Annotated in this window: 17 protein-coding genes; 14 read left to right on the top strand and 3 right to left on the bottom strand. The window is 59.0% G+C overall.

All coding sequences use genetic code 11. From position 1 onward, the window contains the following. Window positions 1-984: 984 nt before the first annotated feature. Window positions 985-2,151, bottom strand: a complete 1,167-nt coding sequence (locus QN370_RS13715) for a branched-chain amino acid ABC transporter substrate-binding protein (RefSeq protein ID WP_322128239.1) — start codon at window positions 2,149-2,151, stop codon at window positions 985-987. A 386-nt stretch (window positions 2,152-2,537) separates the two neighbouring features. Here QN370_RS13715 and QN370_RS13710 point away from each other — a divergent pair, with 386 nt between their 5' ends. Genes QN370_RS13710 through rbsD form a run of 6 tightly spaced genes read left to right on the top strand, consistent with a single transcriptional unit; the run spans window position 2,538 to window position 8,496 of the window. Continuing rightward, on the top strand, window positions 2,538-3,491 hold the full coding sequence (locus tag QN370_RS13710; protein WP_322128238.1) for a sugar ABC transporter substrate-binding protein: 954 nt from the start codon (window positions 2,538-2,540) through the stop codon (window positions 3,489-3,491). Window positions 3,492-3,537: 46 nt separating this feature from the next. After that, a complete protein-coding gene (locus QN370_RS13705) occupies window positions 3,538-5,103 on the top strand; it encodes a sugar ABC transporter ATP-binding protein (RefSeq protein WP_322128237.1) in 1,566 nt (521 codons plus the stop codon). A 22-nt stretch (window positions 5,104-5,125) separates the two neighbouring features. After that, the gene (locus QN370_RS13700; RefSeq protein ID WP_322128236.1) at window positions 5,126-6,085 is read left to right on the top strand and encodes an ABC transporter permease; all 960 of its coding nucleotides are present in this window, start codon (window positions 5,126-5,128) and stop codon (window positions 6,083-6,085) included. Between the two features lies 1 nt (window position 6,086). After that, window positions 6,087-7,085, top strand: coding sequence for a LacI family DNA-binding transcriptional regulator (locus QN370_RS13695; RefSeq protein ID WP_322128235.1), 999 nt, complete (start codon window positions 6,087-6,089; stop codon window positions 7,083-7,085). 30 nt (window positions 7,086-7,115) lie between these two features. Further along, window positions 7,116-8,078 carry a PfkB family carbohydrate kinase gene (locus QN370_RS13690; RefSeq protein WP_322128234.1) on the top strand — a complete coding sequence of 321 codons (963 nt, stop codon included), beginning with the start codon at window positions 7,116-7,118 and terminating at the stop codon, window positions 8,076-8,078. A gap of 25 nt (window positions 8,079-8,103) precedes the next feature. Further along, entirely contained in the window at window positions 8,104-8,496 is a 393-nt protein-coding gene (gene rbsD / locus QN370_RS13685) for a D-ribose pyranase (RefSeq protein ID WP_322128233.1), read from the top strand. 18 nt (window positions 8,497-8,514) lie between these two features. Here the strand turns inward: rbsD and QN370_RS13680 are convergent, their stop codons facing one another. Beyond that, the gene (locus QN370_RS13680; protein ID WP_322128232.1) at window positions 8,515-9,588 is read right to left on the bottom strand and encodes a substrate-binding domain-containing protein; all 1,074 of its coding nucleotides are present in this window, start codon (window positions 9,586-9,588) and stop codon (window positions 8,515-8,517) included. Between the two features lie 124 nt (window positions 9,589-9,712). Here QN370_RS13680 and QN370_RS13675 point away from each other — a divergent pair, with 124 nt between their 5' ends. The 4 genes from QN370_RS13675 to QN370_RS13660 all read left to right on the top strand — a co-directional run bounded on the left by QN370_RS13675 (window position 9,713) and on the right by QN370_RS13660 (window position 16,359). After that, window positions 9,713-11,341, top strand: a complete 1,629-nt coding sequence (locus QN370_RS13675; RefSeq protein ID WP_322128231.1) for an OFA family MFS transporter — start codon at window positions 9,713-9,715, stop codon at window positions 11,339-11,341. Between the two features lie 27 nt (window positions 11,342-11,368). Beyond that, window positions 11,369-13,090 carry an NADH-ubiquinone oxidoreductase-F iron-sulfur binding region domain-containing protein gene (locus QN370_RS13670; protein ID WP_322128230.1) on the top strand — a complete coding sequence of 574 codons (1,722 nt, stop codon included), beginning with the start codon at window positions 11,369-11,371 and terminating at the stop codon, window positions 13,088-13,090. Beyond that, window positions 13,087-15,903: a formate dehydrogenase subunit alpha gene (fdhF, locus tag QN370_RS13665; RefSeq protein ID WP_322128229.1), complete on the top strand. Its 2,817-nt coding sequence runs from the start codon at window positions 13,087-13,089 to the stop codon at window positions 15,901-15,903. Before QN370_RS13670 ends, fdhF begins: the two co-directional genes overlap by 4 nt. Before the next feature lie 180 nt (window positions 15,904-16,083). After that, entirely contained in the window at window positions 16,084-16,359 is a 276-nt protein-coding gene (locus QN370_RS13660) for an HU family DNA-binding protein (RefSeq protein ID WP_009665054.1), read from the top strand. Between the two features lie 88 nt (window positions 16,360-16,447). Here QN370_RS13660 and QN370_RS13655 read toward each other — a convergent pair whose 3' ends face one another. Further along, window positions 16,448-16,897, bottom strand: coding sequence for a DUF5710 domain-containing protein (locus QN370_RS13655; protein ID WP_322128228.1), 450 nt, complete (start codon window positions 16,895-16,897; stop codon window positions 16,448-16,450). 192 nt (window positions 16,898-17,089) lie between these two features. On the opposite strand from QN370_RS13655, the gene QN370_RS13650 reads away from it, so the two are divergent. The 4 genes from QN370_RS13650 (at window position 17,090) to QN370_RS13635 (ending at window position 19,382) form a co-directional block, all read left to right on the top strand. Next, window positions 17,090-17,581, top strand: coding sequence for a glycine zipper 2TM domain-containing protein (locus QN370_RS13650; protein WP_322128227.1), 492 nt, complete (start codon window positions 17,090-17,092; stop codon window positions 17,579-17,581). Between the two features lie 143 nt (window positions 17,582-17,724). Next, window positions 17,725-18,369, top strand: coding sequence for a phosphatase PAP2 family protein (locus tag QN370_RS13645; RefSeq protein ID WP_322128226.1), 645 nt, complete (start codon window positions 17,725-17,727; stop codon window positions 18,367-18,369). A 97-nt stretch (window positions 18,370-18,466) separates the two neighbouring features. Continuing rightward, complete coding sequence (locus QN370_RS13640; protein WP_322128225.1) at window positions 18,467-18,757, top strand: hypothetical protein; 291 nt, start codon at window positions 18,467-18,469, stop codon at window positions 18,755-18,757. Window positions 18,758-18,884: 127 nt separating this feature from the next. Then, window positions 18,885-19,382, top strand: coding sequence for a glycine zipper 2TM domain-containing protein (locus tag QN370_RS13635; RefSeq protein ID WP_322128224.1), 498 nt, complete (start codon window positions 18,885-18,887; stop codon window positions 19,380-19,382). The last annotated feature ends 87 nt before the right edge of the window (window positions 19,383-19,469 follow it).

Below are 19,469 nucleotides of genomic sequence, written 5' to 3'. Positions count from 1 at the left end.
TTTTTTCGCAGGGGTATCGCGAAAATTACTCTGACCCTGGTTGCGGATTCGGAGCGCTTGCCAAACGAATTCCGTATCGGGGTTGCTGATTCGGCTACTGCCCTTCCCGTCAAACTCCGGGAGCGCGGTTTTGCTCACCGACGCAAGCCACATCGGCAGCAACCAGGGTCAGAGTTTTTTTTCGCAGGTTTCATCGCGAAAATTACTCTGACCCTGCTTGCGGATTGCGGAGCGCTTGCCATCCGAATTCCGTATCGGGGTTGCTGATTCGGCTACTGCCCTTCCCGTCAAACTCCGGGAGCGCGGTTTTGCTCACCGTCGCAAACCCCCATCGGCAGCAACCAGGGTCAGAGTTTTTTTCGCAGGGGTATCGCGAAAATTACTCTGACCCTGCTTGCGGATTCGGAGCGCTTGCCATACGAATTCCGTATCGGGGTTGCTGATTCTCGGCTACTGCCCTTCCCGTCAAACTCCGGGAGCGCGGTTTTGCTCACCGTCGCAAACCCCCATCGGCAGCAACCAGGGTCAGAGTTTTTTTCGCAGGGGGTATCGCGAAAATTACTCTGACCCTGCTTGCGGATTGCGGAGCGCTTGCCATCCAGATTCGGTGCTGCGGTTGATTGAACGGTTGTCTCTCCGCCACGACCTAGCCGGGGGCGGCCCGGCAGCCGGACCGGCATGCGGTCCCTTCTTTTTGCTTCGCCAAAAAGAAGTAACCAAGAAAAAGGCGACCGCGAAGCGGCTGCCCTTCGGGTTCCCAAAAGCCGGAGCCAGTCAGGGGGAGTGCCGCAAACTCGCTTCGCTCAAACATGCGTCACTCTTATCCCCTGCCTGCCTCCGACTTTTGGCAGCTGCTTCAATGCGGAACAGGTCAACGTCAACTGCCACTTCAACATCAACATCAACATCAACATCAACTGCCGCTCCTAGGGTGCAATAACCAACGGGCATGGCACCAAACGCACCAGCCCCGCCCGTCAATTCCTACAAACCCGACAGCTTCCGTTTCCCCTTGCCATAGCTGCTGTCTTCCCAGATCACCCATTTGCCATCGTCGACGACGTACTTGGTGACGAGCGGGACGATGTTCTGGCGATGGTCGTCGAAGGTGACTTTGCCGATGATGGTGTCGGCGTTTTGGGTGGCGTTGAGCACTTCGCGGACTTTCTTGCGGTTGGGGCCGACTTTTTCGACTGCGTCGATGATCAGTTCGGCAGCGGCGTAGGCGAATGGGCCGTAGGCTTCTGGCGGTTCGCCAAATTTCTGTTGCTGGTATTTGGCTGCGAAGGTCAGGCCGCCCGGCAGTTTTTCCCATGGCGCACCTTCGAGAAACGCGACGCTTCCTTCGGCCAGTTCCTTGCCGATTCCCTGGATGTAGGCATCGGACTTGATGCCCGAGGTGCCTTCGAATTCGGCCGTGATGCCGAGCTTTTCCATTTGGGTGCGGATGCGTACGCCCTGCGGAGTGAGGCCGCCGAAGAAGATGACGTCGGGTTTCAGTTCGCGGATTTTGGTCAGTTCGCTGCTGAAGTCCTGCTGGTCGGCGGTGACGCCGAAGGTGGCGACGACGCTGCCGCCATCTTTTTTCAGGTATTCGGAAAAGTACTTGTTATGGCCTTTGCCGTAGTCGGTGGTGTCGTGGATGATCGCGAACTTTTTGTAGCCGAGTCCGGTCATGAACTTGGCGGCGACTTCGCTCTGGTTGACCATCGTGCCGTTGATGCGATGCACGTCCTTGTAATTGTTGGCATAGGTGATGTCCGGCAGCACCGCGCCCCAGACCACGACCGGCAAGCCGAAACGGTTGTAGACCCCGACCGTGCCCATCGCCACCGCCGAACAGTAGTGCGTGACGCCGGCGATGATGGCGTTGTCGGCCGCGACTTTGGTGGCGACCTGCACACCGACGTTGGGTTTGCATTCGTCATCCTGGATGACCAGTTCGTAGGTGTATTTTGATTTCGGATCGGCATTGCGCAACCGCACGGCGAGTTCGGCCGAATTGCGCCCGCCCAGTCCGATCGACGACACGCCGCCGGTCAGCGGGCCGATGAAGGCGATTTTGACCACGTCCTTGGCCATGGCCGGTGCCCCCAGCAAGGTCAGTCCGATGGCGGCGGTCAGAGCCGATGTCTTTACTGCGGAAGGCATGATGCGCACTGTTTTTCCCCTTGTATGGTGAAGATCCAAAATCTTTTTTATTGGCAAGTCAGTCAAAAATACGTGTGGTTTGCATTAAATTCAAGTGACTTGAATATTGCAATGCAATAGCCATGCCATCAAAAAATCGGCAAAATCCGCCGCTTTTCCTCATGCCGGTGAATGGCGTGGTGCATCACCGTCCGCCGTGGTGCGTTGCATCAGTTGTTGTTCGCACCATCTCAAGTGACTTTGTCGAAGGCGCTTGATGCGGCTAAAAATGCCATCGATCTAGGTTCTCGGAGATTCCCGGTGTAGACTCCGCAAACGTAGACGCAAACGTTTGCGCGACCCGGCCAGCATTCCCAGAAATGCGCCACCCACTCCTGGAGACACCCATGAATAGCCGTTTTCGTTTTAGCCTGATCGCCACTGCCTTGCTCTGCCTGTTGCCTGTCCCGTCCGTGATGGCGCAGGACGCCAAGCCAAAAGTTGCGCTGGTGATGAAGTCGCTGGCCAATGAATTTTTCCTGACGATGGAAAACGGTGCCAAGGCGCATCAACAAGCCAATGCGACCAAGTACGATCTGGTCACCAACGGCATCAAGGATGAAACCGATACGCTCAGTCAGATCAAGCTGGTCGAGCAGATGATTGTCTCGCGCGTCAATGCGCTGGTGATTGCGCCGGCCGACTCGAAGGCGCTGGTGCCGGTGCTCAAAAAAGCGGTTGATGCCGGCATCCTCGTCGTCAATATCGATAACAAGCTTGATGAGGCTGCGCTCAAGGAAAAAGGCGTGACCGTGCCGTTTGTCGGTCCTGATAACCGCAAGGGAGCGAAGCTGGCCGGAGACTTTCTGGCGCAGCAACTGAAAAAAGGCGATCAGGTCGGCATCATCGAAGGCGTCTCGACTACCTACAACGCGCAGCAGCGCACGCTGGGTTTCAAGGAGGCGATGAGCGCTGCCGGTGCCACCGTGATCGGTGTCCAGTCCGGTGATTGGGAAATCGCACCGGGCAACAAGGTCGCTGCGGCGATGCTGACGGCGAACCCGAAGATCACGGCTCTGCTGTGCGGCAACGACAACATGGCCATCGGCGCGATCTCGGCGATCAAGGCTGCGGGCAAGACCGGCACGGTGCGGGTGATCGGTTACGACAACATCAAGGCGATCCAGCCGATGCTGGCCGATGGGCGGGTGCTGGCGACGGTCGATCAGTTCGGTTCGCAGCAAGCCGTGTTCGGTATCGAAACCGTGCTCAAGGCACTGGCTGAGAAAAAGACCCAGGCAGCCCTGGGCGGCACCATAGAAACCAAGGTGCAGCTGGTAACCAAAGCCGTCAAGTCCTGAGTGCGCGCAATGTCTCGGTGGTCTTTTTCCTTTTCCCGGAGCGTGCATGGCTGATGACCTGAAACCTGTTCCCGACACGGGCGCGCTGTTGACCCTGTCGGGCATCGGCAAGACCTATGTCCAGACCGTGCTGCACGACATCACGTTGCCATTGCATGCTGGTCAGGTGCTGGCCTTGACCGGTGAAAACGGCGCCGGCAAAAGCACGGTATCGAAGATCATCTGCGGGCTCGAAGCGGCCAGCACCGGCAGCATGCTGCTCGACGGCCAGCCTTACCAGCCGACCTCGCGTGCCGATGCAGAAGCACAAGGCGTGCGCATGGTGCTGCAGGAACTGAACCTGATTCCGACTTTGTCAGTTGCCGAAAATCTCTACTTGCGCCAATTACCCAATCGCTTCGGCTGGATCAACCGGCGTCAGCTCGAACAGGACGCACGCGCGCAGATGGCGCGCGTCGGACTGGCCAGTATTGATCCCTGGACGCTGGTGGGCGAGCTCGGTATCGGTCATCAGCAAATGATCGAGATCGCCCGCAATCTCATTGGTGACTGCCGCCTGCTGATCCTCGACGAACCGACGGCGATGCTGACCCATCGTGAAGTCGAGTTGCTGTTCCTCCAGATCGCTCGCCTGAAATCCGAAGGCGTGGCATTGGTCTACATTTCACACCGGCTTGAAGAACTCAAGCGGGTGGCTGACCGCATCGTCGTCCTGCGCGATGGCAAGCTGGTTTGCGACGATCCGATTGCTGGTCACGGCAGCGCCGATCTGGTCAAGCTGATGGTGGGCCGCGCTGCCGATGCCGATATTGATCTGGGTGGTCGCACGCTGGGTGCGCCGGTGTTGCGGGTGTGCGAGCTGGGCCGGCAGGGTGCGGTTGCCGCCACCTCGTTCGAGATTCATGGCGGCGAAATCGTCGGCATCGCTGGCCTGATCGGCTCGGGCCGGACCGAATTGTTGCGCCTGATTTTTGGTGCCGACCGGGCCGATCAGGGGGCGGTGTTTGTTGGTGATGCAACCGTCGCCGCGCCCATCCGTTCGCCCAAGGACGCGGTTGCTGCCGGTATCGCCATGGTGACCGAAGACCGCAAGGGGCAGGGCTTGCTGCTGCAACAATCGATTGCACACAATACAACGCTGGCCAGTTTGCCGACGGTCAGTCGCGCCGGTTGGCTCGATGCGGCGGCCGAAACGGTCGTTGCAACCGACTTCATGCAGCGACTCGGCATCAAGGCGCGCGATGCCGACCAGCCCGTGGCCGAACTGTCCGGCGGTAATCAGCAAAAAGTCGTGATGGCGCGCTGGTTCTATCGTGACTGTCCGGTGATGCTGTTTGATGAGCCAACCCGTGGCATCGACATCGGTGCCAAATTCGACATTTACCAGTTGCTGGTCGGCCTGGCCCGCGAGGGCAAAGGACTGGCAATCGTGTCGAGCGATCTGCGCGAACTGATGCTGATTTGCGACCGCATCCTCGTCATGAGCGCCGGTCGCGTCGTCGACACCTTCGAGCGCGCAACCTGGACCCAGGATGCATTGCTGGCCGCCGCCTTCAGCGGTTATCTGGCAGCGCCTGCATCAGAAACAGCATCCCTCGCTGCGGCGAGCTGACCCCATGATTTCCGGAGAACCCATGTCACCGACTACCTTCCAGCGCACCCTTGCGGGCCTGAAAAATTATGCCGGACTGCTCGGTACGCTGGTTGCCTTGTGCATCTTGTTTTCAACCCTCAGCGAATATTTTTTTACGTGGAGCACGCTCGCCACGCTGGCCAACGACATCCCGACCTTGCTCGTGATGGCGGTCGGCATGACCTTTATCCTGATTATTGGCGGGATTGATTTGTCGGTCGGCTCGGTGATGGCACTGGCCGCCTCGATCATGTCGCTGGCAATGGTGCACTGGGGCTGGCCGGTGTATGCAGCGAGCCTGCTGGGAATGCTGGCCGCAGCGGCGCTGGGCATGCTGACCGGTCTGGTGTCGGTGGGCTGGCGCGTGCCGTCGTTCATCGTCTCGCTTGGCGTGCTGGAAATCGCGCGCGGCCTGGCCTATCAGGTCACCGATTCACGCACCGAATACATCGGCGGCATCGTCGCCGGCATCAGCGCACCGGTGTGGATGGGTATGTCGCCGGCGTTCATTGCCGCGATGCTGATCGTTCTGGCGGGCCACCTCGTGCTGACCCGGACCGTGCTCGGCCGCGTGTGGATAGGCATCGGTACCAACGAAGAAGCCGTGCGGCTGTCCGGTATCGATCCGCGTCCGTCCAAAGTGCTGGTGTTCGCGCTGATGGGTTTGCTGGCCGGGGTCGGCGCGCTGTTCCAGATTTCGCGGCTGGAGGCAGCCGATCCGAATGGCGGCGTCGGTCTGGAGTTGCAGGTGATTGCCGCCGTCGTCATTGGCGGCACCAGCCTGATGGGCGGACGCGGCTCGGTCATCAGCACGTTGATTGGCGTGCTGATCATCGTCGTCCTGGAAGCCGGTCTCGCGCAGATCGGTGTGAGCGAACCGCTCAAGCGCATCGTCACCGGTCTGGTCATCGTCACGGCGGTGGTGCTCGACACCTACCGCCGACGCGGCCAGCGCGCCTGACATGACGACCATCAAGCAAGTCGCACAACTGGCCGGCGTATCGTTCACGACGGTGTCGCATGTGATCAACGCCACCCGGCCAGTCAGTGTCGACGCGCGCGAGCGCGTGCTGGCGGCGATCGCCCAGCTGCACTACGTGCCCAGTGCGCTGGCACGTTCGCTCAAGAGCCAGCGTACCGGCACCATCGGCCTGATCATTCCGAACAATACCAATCCGTATTTTTCCGAAGTGGCGCGTGGTATCGAAGACCAGTGCTACAGCGCCGGCTACAGCGTCATCCTGTGCAATTTCGGTGATGACCCGGCACGTCAGCGCAACTATCTCGATGTCTTGCTGGGCAAGCGCTGCGACGGGTTGATCATGGCCGCGCTGGCACCGGCCGATGGCGAATGGTTGCAGACGAAAAAAATCCCGGTGGTGCTGCTGGACCGCGCACCGCAAGGGCAGGCGTTCGATGTGGTGGAGGTCGATAATGTGGTCGGAGGGGTGCTGGCTGCGCAGCACCTGCTGGCGCTGGGACGACGACGCATTGCCTGTATCGGCGGACCGGAAGACATCCTGCTGTCGCGCCAGCGACTCGATGGCGTGCGCGTCACGCTGGAACTGGCTGGCCTGTCGCTGCCGTCGGCGCTGTGCCGCTATGCCGATTTCACCAGCCTGGGCGGCTATCAGCACGCCCGTGCGTTACTCGACCTGCCGGTAGCGCAACGTCCCGATGCGATTTTTTGCTGCAACGATCTGATGGCCATTGGTGTATTGCGTGCTGCTGCCGAGGCCGGACTGGCGGTACCGCAGGCACTGGCCGTGGTGGGTTTTGATGATATCGATCTGGCCCAGTTCGTCCATCCCGCGCTGACCAGCGTGGCGCAAAACACGCGCGCACTCGGCCGCTTGACGGCGCAATGCCTGCTGGCGCGGATCGCCGACGCCGATCTGCCGCGTCAGCACCATACGATGACGCCGGAGTTGCATGTGCGCGCGTCGAGCCTGTTGTCCTGAACCTTTTTTTGCCGTGAACGGAAACCTCTCATGATCGTCGTCATTGGCAGCATCAACATGGACCTGGTATTGCGCGTGCCGCGCATGCCGGCCGCCGGCGAAACCCTGTGCGGCAGCGCGTTCCACACCATCCCCGGCGGCAAGGGCGCCAACCAGGCGGTGGCGTGCGCCCGGCTCGCAGCCGGCCACGAGCCCGCCGTGGCGATGATCGCTTGCCTTGGCGATGACGATTTTGGCGATACGCTGCGCGCTGCGCTGGTGGCCGAAGGCATCGATGTCAGCCACGTCAGCACGATCGCCGGTGTGGCTTCCGGCGTTGCCGCGATTCTGGTGGATGCGAACGGGCAGAACAGCATTGTCATTGCCGGTGGTGCCAATGACCTGCTGGCACCTGCGCATATTGATGCAGCCCGTCACCTGATTGCCCAAGCGAGCATCGTCGTGCTGCAACTGGAAACGCCGCTGGCGACCGTCGAGTACGCAATCAATCTGGCGCATGCACTTGGCAAAATTGTCGTGCTCAATCCTGCACCTGCGCCTGCGCCTGCGCCTGCACCTGCACCTGCACCTGCGCCGGCACCGACAGCCAACCTGCCGCCGGCGATGCTGGCCCGGGTCGATTACCTGATCCCGAATGAAATCGAAGCGGCGATGCTGGCCGGCACTGCGCCCGATGAAGTGATGGCTGCCGCTGCCGTGTTGCGCGCCAGCGGTTGTCGCAACGTGCTCGTCACGCTGGGTGCGAAAGGCGTCCATGCGGCGCTGGCAGATGGAGCGCGCGCGTTCGCCGCGTATCCGGTTGCGGCGGTCGATACCACCGCTGCGGGTGACACGTTTATCGGCGGCTTTGTTGCCGCGCTGGCAGCCGGCGAACCCGTAGCTGATGCGATTGCGCTGGGCCAGCGCGCCGCCGCCTGGAGTGTCGCGCGACACGGCGCGCAAACCTCGATTCCGCATCGGCACGAACTGTTCGATGCAACCCCGCTGGCTTGACCTGGCCAACCACTGACTGACCCTGATGAAAAAAACCCCGTTACTCCATATCGCCCTGTCACAACTGATCGCTTCGCTCGGTCATGGCGACGCCATCGTGATCGGTGACGCTGGCTTGCCGGTACCGCCCGGCGTGCCGCTGATCGACCTCGCGCTGACGCGCGGGATACCGGGATTGATGGACACGCTGCAAGCGATACTGACCGAAATGCAGGTCGAACAGCATGGTCTGGCATGCGAAATGGTGCAGCATAATCCGGCGATTGCCCGTGCCATCTCCGCACTGGCGTTGCCCGGCGGCGTGACCATGAACCATGACGAATTCAAGCGGCGCAGCCGCACGGCGCGCGCGATCATCCGCACCGGCGAATGCACGCCGTATGCCAATGTTCTGCTCATTGCCGGTGTGACTTTTTGACGTACGCGCACGCTGACTTCAGATCGCTCCGAACGCCTCGCCGAGCGACAGAACCTTGCCGGTATCACCGGCCTCATAGCCAGCCAGTGCATTGACGCTAGCGCGGTAGGTGTCCGACCGGATCACGCTCAGTACCCGGCGAATCAGCGGCAAGTCCATCGCGGTTTTTTCGATCGCAAGGAAATACCGTTCTTGTACCAGCGGAATAAACGTCAGGCCGAAACGCTCGGCGGCGGTCTGCACGCCGAAGCCGACATCGGCCATGCCGCTGGCAATGTAGGCCGCGACGGCCGAATGGGTGAATTCGCTGCTCTGAAATCCGTTGACGGCAGTTACTGGAATGCCTGCATCGACGAGCATCAGTTCAAGCAAGGCGCGCGTGCCGGAACCGGCCTGACGATTGACGAAACGCACTTCGGGACGCTGCAGGTCCGCCAGACCATGAATCTGTAATGGATTGTCGGGAGTGACGAACAAGCCCTGTTGGCGCACCGCCAGATGAATCAGGCAATGGTCCTTGTCTTTCAAGGTGCCCAGATAACGTGCCGCCGCACGGTGTTCAAATGGCCCCAGCGGTACATGGAATCCCGCCAGATGACACTCGCGTCGCGCTAGCGCAGTGACGGCATCGGTGCTGTTGCGGTAGCGCAGTTCGACGGGCAATTCAATTGCGTGCAATTCATTGAGCAGTGCCGCCACGGCAAAACCGTGGCTGGCATCGAGTCGCACTGCGCCGGTCGTGTTGTCCGCCAGTTTTCCCAGTTCGCTTGCGAGTTCCGAGGCCAGGCTTTCCAGTGTTGGCGACAGGCGCGCCGCAATGCGGCGGTCGGCCCACAACAGTTTTTGCGCCAGTTGCGACAGCAGCGTGCCACGTCCGCGCTGCGTATGCATCAGCGGTTTGCCGAACAGGACCTCGGCATCCTTGAGTACGCCCCAGGCGTAGCGATACGACACCTGGATTTTTTTTGCTGCTTGCGCGATCGAGCCGGTGAGTTCGACGGCGCGCAGTAATGCAAGCAGGGCGGTCGTGTTGAGCGATTTTTCTGCGCCTTGCACGATTTCCCATTGCGGATGGATGGTGACTTTGAACATTCGGCAAACTCCGTGCTATTGATCTATCAAATATTCGGTGTTATTTTTCAGCGAGGACTTGCGCAGGCTACAACAAAATATAAGCACTGCCAAGCATATGAAAACAATTCAGGGGACAACGTCTATGTTCGATTTTCTAGCCAAGGAAAAAACCATCGCCGGCACCGGCTTCAATCGCTGGCTGGTGCCTCCAGCAGCACTCGCGATTCATTTGTGTATCGGCATGGCCTATGGTTTTTCGGTGTTCTGGTTGCCGTTGTCGAAGGCTATTGGCATCAAAGACCCGATGGTGTGCGCCAAAGAAATGAGTTTTTTTGCCGAGCTGTTTGCCACTACCTGCGACTGGAAAATTTCCATGCTGGGCTGGATGTACACCTTGTTTTTCGTTTTTCTCGGGTCGTCGGCAGCCGTCTTTGGTGGCTGGCTCGAACATGCCGGTCCGCGCAAGGCCGGTGTCGTATCAGCGCTGTGCTGGTGCGGCGGCCTGGTCATTTCGGCGCTGGGGATTTATACCCATCAGATCTGGCTGATGTGGCTGGGGTCTGGCGTGATCGGCGGTATCGGTCTCGGTCTTGGCTACATTTCGCCGGTGTCGACGCTGATCAAGTGGTTTCCGGATCGGCGCGGCATGGCCACCGGCATGGCCATCATGGGTTTCGGTGGCGGGGCGATGATTGGTGCACCACTGGCCGACATGCTGATGAAGTTTTACGCGACGCCGATGTCGGTCGGAGTGTGGGAAACCTTCCTGACGCTGGCAGCGATTTATTTTGTGTTCATGCTCGGTGGTGCATTCGCGTATCGGGTGCCGCCATCGGGCTGGAAACCGGCTGGCTGGAATGCCGCAAAGTCGCAGACCAGCAATGTGATGATCACCAACCGGCATGTGCATCTGTCGGTAGCCAGCACAACCCGCACCTTCTGGTTGTTGTGGGCGGTGCTGATGCTCAATGTGTCGGCGGGTATCGGCATCATCGGCATGGCGTCGCCGCTGTTGCAGGAAGTGTTCGGCGGTCGCCTCATTGGTGTTGCCCTGTCGTTCAATGAACTGTCGGGTACGCAGAAAGGCCAGATCGCTGCGATCGCTGCCGGTTTTACCGGACTGCTGTCGCTGTTCAATATTGGTGGCCGTTTTTTCTGGGCGTCGCTGTCGGATTACATCGGCCGCAAGTCGACTTATCTACTCTTTTTTGCGCTCGGGTTTGTGCTGTATGCATCGATTCCGTCGGCGGCGCATGCCGGCTTGCTGGGCCTGTTTGTGCTGGCGTTCTGCCTGATCCTGTCGATGTACGGCGGCGGCTTTGCCACGATTCCGGCATATCTGGCCGATATGTTTGGCACCCAGATGGTCGGTGCAATTCATGGTCGCTTGCTCACGGCCTGGGCCACCGCTGGCGTACTCGGTCCGGTGCTGGTGAACTACATCCGCGAGTACCAGATCGCCAATGGCGTGCCGAAAGCCCAGGCCTACGATGTGACGATGTACATCTTGTCGGGCATGCTGGTGCTGGGGTTTCTTTGTAACCTGATGGTTCGTCCCGTCGCGGAAAAAGATTTCATGACCGAGGCTGAACTGGCAGTAGAACGCCGTCTGGCGCATGACCGTGCAGTTGCCGTCAGTGTCGGCGGTGCCAGCGCTAACAGCGACGTCAACAGCCCCGTGATGGTTGGACTGGCATGGGCGGCAGTCGGTATTCCGCTCGCTGTGGGGGTCGGTATCACGCTTCAGAAAGCCGCCATTTTCTTCAAGTAATCAAGTCACCGTTAGAACGAGGTCGCAGTGAAACACACCATCATCCCCATCGCCGTTGCCGCGACCAGGCAACGCAAACGTGAAGCACCGAAAGGGCGACGCGTTCAGCCACAAGCACTGGTCGAGGTACAGGCCTTGCTGGGCGACGCCTCCCGTCAGCCCGATTTGCTGATCGAGCATTTGCATCTGATTAACGATCACTTCGGACAGCTTGGCACGCCGCATCTGGCGGCATTGGCGCAGGAAATGCGCCTGTCGCAAGCGGCCGTCTATGAGGTCGCGACCTTCTATCATCACTTTGCCGTTGTGCGTGAAGATAGCGACGGCCAGATCGCGACGGCACCGGCGATCACGGTGCGGGTGTGTGATGGATTGTCGTGCGAGATGGCTGGAGCACGTGATCTGCTGGCACGCTTGCCGGCCATGCTGGGCACCACGATCCGTGTGATCCCGGCACCTTGCGTCGGGCGCTGCGAGCAGGCACCTGTCGTGGTGGTCGGCCAGTTGCCGCTGGTTCATGCCGATACCGACCAGGTCGTTGCAGCCGTGCAGGCCGGGACGGTGGTGCATGCGCCTGCGCCTTACATCGATCTGACCGCCTATCGTGCCCATGGCGGATACCGTTTGCTGGCGGACTGCATCAGTGGTGCGCGTACGCTGGAATCGGTCATCAAGACGATGGAAGATTCGGGGCTGCGCGGTCTCGGTGGTGCCGGTTTTCCAGCAGGTCGCAAATGGCGCATTGTTGGTGCCGAAGCGGGTCCGCGCTTGATGGCGATCAATATCGATGAAGGCGAACCGGGTACGTTCAAGGATAGAACGTATCTGGAACGCGATCCGCACCGTTTTCTGGAGGGCATGCTGATCGCTGCGTGGGCTGTCGGCATTGACGACATCTACATTTATTTGCGTGACGAATACCATGCTTGTCGTGCGCTGCTGGAAACCGAACTGGCGCGGTTGCGCGCCGATCCGCCGATGGCCAATTTGCCGGTGATCCATTTGCGGCGGGGTGCCGGTGCCTACATTTGCGGCGAAGAATCCGCAATGATCGAATCGATTGAGGGCAAGCGCGGTTTGCCACGTTTGCGCCCACCGTATGTGGCGCAGGTCGGCCTGTTCGGTCGGCCCACGCTGGAGCACAATTTCGAGACGCTGTACTGGGTGCGCCGCATCGTCGAAGAAGGTGCCGACTGGTTCGCCGGCCACGGCCGTCATGGTCGCAAGGGCTTGCGCTCGTTTTCGGTATCGGGCCGGGTCCGGCTGCCGGGCGTGCATCTTGCGCCTGCCGGGATCACGATCCAGGAACTGATTGATGAACATTGCGGCGGCATGCAGGAAGGCCACCAGCTGTACGCGTATTTGCCGGGCGGGGCTTCGGGCGGCATCCTGCCAGCATCCCTGAATACCATTCCGTTAGATTTCGATACCTTGCAGGAGCATGGCTGCTTCATCGGGTCGGCGGCCATCGTGGTGCTGTCGCAGCACGATACGGCCGTCAATGCGGCGCGCAACCTGATGCGTTTTTTCAAGGAAGAGTCCTGTGGGCAGTGCACGCCGTGCCGTGTCGGTACGGCCAAGGCATTGGCGTTGATCGAACAACCGCAATGGGATATCGATTTGCTGGCTGACTTGTCGAGCGTCATGCGGGATGCGTCGATTTGCGGTTTGGGGCAGGCCGCGCCGAATCCGATTGATTGCGTGGTGCGGTATTTTCCGCAGGAACTCACTCGTGGAGTAGCAACATGAATGCGATTACCCGTCAGGATTTGTCGGCCATCGATGTGCCGATGGTCGAATTCACGATGAATGGTCGGCTGGTCAGTGCGCGCAGCAATGCCACGCTGATCGAGGTGGCTGACCGCGAAGGCATCGAGGTGCCGCGCCTGTGCTACAAGCCGGGCCTTGACGCAGTGGGTAATTGCCGCGCCTGCATGGTCGAGATCGATGGCGAGCGGGTGCTGGCACCCTCGTGCTGTCGCGCACCCAAGGCTGGCATGATTGTCACCACCGATAGCACGCGGGCGCTGAAAGCGCAGCAGATGGTGTTCGAGATGCTGCAGTCCGACATGCCCGAAACGGCTTACACGCGGCATAACGAAGTCGATCAGTGGGCGCTCAAACTGGCGGTCGGCAAACCGCGCTTTGCACCGCGCGAGGCCGTGCGGCCCGATCATTCGCATCCGGCCATGACGGTCAATCTCGATGCCTGTATCCAGTGCACCCGCTGCGTGCGTGCCTGTCGTGACGAGCAGGTCAATGATGTGATCGGACTGGCCTTTCGCGGCAGTCATGCCGAAATCGTTTTCGACATGGGCGACCCGATGGGTGCCTCGACCTGCGTAGCGTGCGGCGAATGCGTGCAGGCTTGCCCGACCGGTGCGCTGATGCCGGCACGCGAGGCGGCGCTTGCCGTGCCCGACAAGCAGGTGGATTCGGTCTGTCCGTATTGCGGGGTGGGTTGCCAGCTTACGTATCACGTCAAGGACAACAAGATTTTGCATGTCGAAGGACGCGATGGTCCGGCCAATCACAAGCGCTTGTGTGTCAAGGGGCGCTACGGTTTCGATTACGCGCAACATGCGCAGCGCTTGACGGTACCGCTGATCCGCCGCGCCGATGCACCCAAGCACGGTGATTTTTCGATGGACCCGGATCGGGTGGACGAGGTGTTCCGCGAAGCGAGCTGGGAAGAAGCGCTCGACCTCGTGGCCCGTCAGTTTGTCACCCTGCGCGACACGCACGGCAAGAAGTCGCTGGCCGGTTTCGGTTCGGCCAAGTGCAGCAACGAAGAGGCCTACCTGTTCCAGAAGCTGATACGCACCGGTTTCGGCTCGAACAACGTCGACCATTGCACGCGCTTGTGTCATGCCTCGTCGGTGGTGGCGCTGCTCGAAGGAATCGGTTCGGGGGCGGTATCGAACCCGGTGATGGATGTGACCAAGGCGGACGTCGTCATCGTCATCGGTGCCAATCCGACCGTGAACCATCCGGTTGCCGCGACCTGGATCAAGAATGCGGTGCGCAACGGTACCCGGCTAATCATGATGGATCCGCGGCGCTCGGAGTTGTCGCGGCTGGCCCATCGTTTCCTCCAGTTCAAGCCCGACACCGATGTCGCGTTGCTCAATGCGATGATGCATGTGATCGTGCATGAAGGACTGGTCGATCAGGAATTCATTGCTGGCCGGACCATCGGCTACGAAGAATTGAAGGCGAATGTCGAAGGCTACAGTCCCGAGCTGATGGCCCCGATTTGCGGTGTCGAGGCCGAGACGATCCGCTACGTCGCCAGGCTGTATGCGACCTCGAAAGGCTCGATGATACTGTGGGGTATGGGGATATCCCAGCATGTGCATGGCACCGACAACGCACGCTGCCTGATCGCGCTGGCACTGATGACCGGGCAGATCGGCCGACCCGGCACCGGCCTGCATCCGCTGCGTGGTCAGAACAACGTGCAGGGCGCGTCGGACGCCGGCTTGATCCCGATGATGTATCCGGATTACCAGCGGGTTGACAATCCGGCAGCCATCGCCAAGTTTGAAAAAATGTGGGGTGTGCCGCTCGACCCGCAACCGGGACTGACCGTGGTCGAAGTGATGAATGCGATCAAGACCGGCGGCGTGCGCGGCATGTACATCATGGGTGAAAATCCGGCCATGTCGGACCCGGATGCGAACCATGCGCGCGAAGCGCTGGCGGCACTCGATCATCTGGTGGTGCAGGATATTTTTCTGACCGAGACAGCTTATCTGGCCGATGTGATTTTGCCAGCCACGGCTTTTCCGGAAAAAACCGGCAGCTTTACCAATACCGATCGGCTGGTGCAGATGGGTCGTCAGGCGCTCGATGCGCCGGGACAGGCACGTCAGGATTTGTGGATCATCCAGCAGATTGCCGCACGGATGGGACTGGACTGGCAGTACGACAGCGTGGCCGACGTCTTCGAGGAAATGCGCAGCTGCATGCCAAGTATTGGCGGCATGCGCTGGGAGCGCCTCGAGCGCGAGCAAGCCATTACGTATCCGTGCGAAAACGAAGGCGATCCTGGCGAGCCGGTGGTGTTCACCGAGCATTTTCCAACCGCGAGCGGCAAGGCGCGCTTTGTTCCGGCCGACATCATTCCGGCCAATGAACGTCCCGATGCTGCTTACCCTTACGTGCTCATCACCGGTCGCCAGCTGGAGCACTGGCATACTGGCAGCATGACGCGTCGTGCGGCGGTCCTTGATGCGCTGGAGCCTGATCCTGTCGCGCAGATCCATCCGCTTGATTTGGCCGCCCTGGGCGGCGAACCGGGCGATGTGATTACGCTGGAATCGCGGCGCGGGCAGGTGACGTTGTACGCGCGGGCCGATGACAGTTCGCCACGTGGCGCGATCTTCGTGCCGTTCTGCTTTTACGAAGCGGCGATCAACAAGCTGACCAATTCGGCCCTCGATCCATTTGGAAAAATCCCGGAGTTCAAGTATTGTGCAATCCGGATGCGGCTTGGGGGTATTATCACGGCGCAGACAAGCTATGGTGGCGGGCAAATTCTGGCCAGCCGCGATGTTTGATGTAATTTCGGATGCTGATGCTGGTCGACCACCAGCGGATTGCGAACCTGGTTCCTGCAAGGTCATGGCGTTGTCGGGTTTGTCGTGCGTTGCACTGCAACACGATTACCATGCAGAAAACCGCACCTTTTCATCAAGCGCTGATGCTAAAATCCGCGCTTATCTTCCCTTGGAGTCCTCATGAATAAAACTGAACTGATCGATGCCATCGCAGCTGATTGCGATCTTCCTAAAACTGTTGCCCAGCGCGCACTCGAATCCATCTTGTCGAATGTGATTCAGGCCGTCGTCAATGGTGATTCGGTACAGCTGATCGGTTTTGGCGCTTTTGCTTCCGGTAGCCGCGCAGAGCGCACAGGCCGCAATCCGCGTACTGGCGAAGAGATCAAGATTGCTGCTGCGAAAACGGTCAAGTTTTCTGCTGGCAAAGCATTCAAAGACGCCGTCAACAAGTAATTCGCGGTCTCCGCAGAAAAACGCTTATCGTCGATAGGCGTTTTTTTTTACTTTTTTTTTGTTCTGCCTGGCGGTTATTCGCGCAGTACTACTTGTTCGCGAAATGCGGCTTGTGCAAGGCAATGGCGTCGTCGCAGTGGGCGCAAGGCTCCCAGGGAATGCAGTCATGATCCCGTGCCACATATTTTTCTCCGGTAATCGTCAATCCGACCTCCATCATTGAGGGTCCTTTCGCGACGCTGCTGCCGGTGTTGCCGGTGTTGCCGGCCGCGGCTTGCGGATGCCATTTTTCAAATAATGCGCTGTTAGCACCGTCCGGCACGTACCACTTCTTTTGCGCTGCATTCCAGCGCGCCCCCAGTGCTTTGGCCTGGTCTTTTTCAGCAAATGGTACGGTCAAAAATATCATGATGGTTAGCTTGGTGAGAGTGGTCTGGAGCGGATAATACTGCGCGAAGTCTACTTGGACGTGCAGGGGAGTGGCAACTGCCCAGCAAATTTTGCAATGATGTTGTACCTTGGAGAAACGGGAATTCACACCTTGAGCCTGGCGTGCGATGATCCGGAAACAGATCGGACGGTGCCAGGACGGAGGCCACTTCAGGTTTTACAGTTGTAATAGTCTATGTCGCTGCCCTGCATTTGTCGGATCGGTCGTTATATTGAAAACCATACCCTGCGTGCCAACGCTGCCATATCTGGCAGTCACACGGGGTTCGAGGAGGTCCTTATGTTGATTCGAAAATATGTTTCAGTGTTGCTGGTCACATTCGCTGCTATCAGCGCGACGGCACATGCCGGTGACCGTGGTGTCGACACGGCAGTGGGTGCCATCTTTGGTGCCGCCATTGGTAGTTCGGTCGGTGGACGTGATGGGGCGATCGTTGGTGGCGTGCTCGGTGCCGCAGTGGGTGCCAGTGCCAACAATAATTATTATCAGGGACGTGGCTCGTATTACCAGCCCGCTCCGACTTACTACCAGCCTCAAGCGACGTATTACCAGCCTCAGCCAACTTATTACCAGGCCAATCCGACGTACTACCAGACACAGCCGAATTACTACCAGCCAGCCCCCGTCTACGTGGCACCTGCAACGGTTTATGTGCAGCCGTCCTATCGCGGTAACGAGTGGCGCGAGCGTCATGAATGGCGCGAGGACCGCCATGAACGCAACTGGCGCCATGGCGACGATTGGCGCGGACGTGACGAATATCGTCGCTGATTGACGGGACAATCTATTCGTCAGCGTGAGCCAACAAGGGCCCGATGCATCACTGCACCGGGCCCTTATGTTTGCCGATGGTGTGTTCAATGAAACCCAGTGTGCGATAAACTCCTGTCGAGTTATTTCTATAAGGAAATCTTTTGCTTTATCTTATTCCCATGACCGGATGGCTGCGTCTGACCAGCTTCGGTGATTCCATCGTGACTATTCCCGCGGCTGCCGCGATTATTCTCTGGTTGATCTCTGGTCGGGCCTGGCGTCTGGCAGGGTGGTGGATAGTCCTGTTCGGTGCCGGAATGACACTCGTTGTCGCGACCAAGATCGCATTTATCGGTTGGGGTGCTGGCATCGCTGCCATCGATTTCACCGGTATTAGCGGACATGCAATGCGTGCCACGGCGGTATTGCCCATCATCGGATGTCTGGCTTTCAACGGCAGTCGTCAATGGGGCAGGTTGGCAGGCTTCGCTGTCGGACTAAGTATCGCCCTGCTGATCTCCGTATCCCGCGTCATCGTTGATGCACACTCTGTTTCTGAAGCCGCTAGCGGTGCCTTGCTCGGTACGGCAATCAGCTGGATATTCTTGCGGAGTACCTCATCGCTCATACTGCCGGCCATTAATGGCTGGGTCGTCGTGCTGTCGCTGATCGGATTATTCTGGGTGTCATTTGCCGAGCCAGCACCGACCCAGGAAATGTTGACCGAGTTCGCGCTGAAGTTGTCAGGGCATGAACGTCCATTCACGCGGGCTGACTGGATTGCACAGTCTCATTTCGGCTCATAGCGATCGATGCACATAGCCATGCAACGGATGATCCGCTTATACTTTTCAACACGCCCGTCTGACTGTTTCCGCAGTCGGCTTTATCAGGAGAGACCGCATGTTTCTGGATCACCCCACCATTACCGCAACGAGTGCCAGTACCGAGCCTGATCGTATCGAACGACTCAACCGGGTTTATGGCTATGTGGTTGGACTTGCCGATTATTTTCAGAATACTGACTTCATTACCAAAATCTGGCAAATCCATGACCACAAAGGAACTCTGCTGGTGATTTGGCTATTGCAGCCGAGCGATGCGGAAAAAGGTTATTTTGAAAAAGCCTGGGCCAGCAAACTCGGTGACAGCTCCAACAGCGTCGAACATGAAATGAAAGGCGTGAAGGCTTAGTCGCTCGTTGCAAAAAATCCCGGACCAGGCGTTTTTCGACACAAGTCATTACAATATCCCCCTCGGCGGCAACATCGGTCCGGCAATGCCAACTTAAACTGATCACATCAAAAACAATGGGGAAGTCATGAAAACATCATTAAAGACCACGGTTGCTTTTTTACTTGCCGGTGCGTTTTCCGGCACAGTGTTTGCAGCTGATTTCGAAGACACAGCCCGTGTAGTACGGGTTGTTCCGCAAGTCGAGCAATTTAATCAACCGCAGCAAGAGTGCCACAATGAGTACGTACAGGGCCAACGTCAGGAGCGCAATATCGGCGGCTCCATCCTTGGCGGGCTGGCAGGTGGCTTACTGGGTAATCAGGTTGGTGGCGGTAGCGGCAGGACTGCAGCAACGGCGGCCGGTGCAATTGCCGGTGCCATCGTCGGTGACCGGGTTGAGAACACCAACCAGCAACCGTCGGAACAAGTGGTGCGCCAATGCCGTACCGTCGATAACTGGCAGTCACGCACCAATGGGTATGCCGTCACTTATGAATACAACGGTCGCACCTACACCAGCGTGATGCCCTACGATCCAGGCGAACGTCTCCGGCTCCGCGTATCGTTAAATCCTCGTAACTAAAGCACTGTAAATTGGTATCCCGGAAAAACCCGTGCACGCAAGTTGCACGGGTTTTTCAACTATTGGCTTTAGCCGCATGGTTGTTTT

It is taken from the genome of Actimicrobium sp. CCI2.3, from assembly GCF_035019065.1.
In the GTDB taxonomy this organism is placed as follows: domain Bacteria; phylum Pseudomonadota; class Gammaproteobacteria; order Burkholderiales; family Burkholderiaceae_D; genus Actimicrobium.
This window is presented reverse-complemented; position numbering and strand designations above follow the sequence as displayed.

Bases quoted from the DNA above. Each gene is read 5' to 3' on its own strand.
- QN370_RS13715 (WP_322128239.1), bottom strand. From the start codon at position 2,151: ATGCCTTCCGCAGTAAAGACATCGGCTCTGACCGCCGCCATCGGACTG.
- QN370_RS13710 (WP_322128238.1), top strand. From the start codon at position 2,538: ATGAATAGCCGTTTTCGTTTTAGCCTGATCGCCACTGCCTTGCTCTGC.
- QN370_RS13705 (WP_322128237.1), top strand. From the start codon at position 3,538: ATGGCTGATGACCTGAAACCTGTTCCCGACACGGGCGCGCTGTTGACC.
- QN370_RS13700 (WP_322128236.1), top strand. From the start codon at position 5,126: ATGTCACCGACTACCTTCCAGCGCACCCTTGCGGGCCTGAAAAATTAT.
- QN370_RS13695 (WP_322128235.1), top strand. From the start codon at position 6,087: ATGACGACCATCAAGCAAGTCGCACAACTGGCCGGCGTATCGTTCACG.
- QN370_RS13690 (WP_322128234.1), top strand. From the start codon at position 7,116: ATGATCGTCGTCATTGGCAGCATCAACATGGACCTGGTATTGCGCGTG.
- rbsD (WP_322128233.1), top strand. From the start codon at position 8,104: ATGAAAAAAACCCCGTTACTCCATATCGCCCTGTCACAACTGATCGCT.
- QN370_RS13680 (WP_322128232.1), bottom strand. From the start codon at position 9,588: ATGTTCAAAGTCACCATCCATCCGCAATGGGAAATCGTGCAAGGCGCA.
- QN370_RS13675 (WP_322128231.1), top strand. From the start codon at position 9,713: ATGTTCGATTTTCTAGCCAAGGAAAAAACCATCGCCGGCACCGGCTTC.
- fdhF (WP_322128229.1), top strand. From the start codon at position 13,087: ATGAATGCGATTACCCGTCAGGATTTGTCGGCCATCGATGTGCCGATG.
- QN370_RS13660 (WP_009665054.1), top strand. From the start codon at position 16,084: ATGAATAAAACTGAACTGATCGATGCCATCGCAGCTGATTGCGATCTT.
- QN370_RS13650 (WP_322128227.1), top strand. From the start codon at position 17,090: ATGTTGATTCGAAAATATGTTTCAGTGTTGCTGGTCACATTCGCTGCT.
- QN370_RS13640 (WP_322128225.1), top strand. From the start codon at position 18,467: ATGTTTCTGGATCACCCCACCATTACCGCAACGAGTGCCAGTACCGAG.
- QN370_RS13635 (WP_322128224.1), top strand. From the start codon at position 18,885: ATGAAAACATCATTAAAGACCACGGTTGCTTTTTTACTTGCCGGTGCG.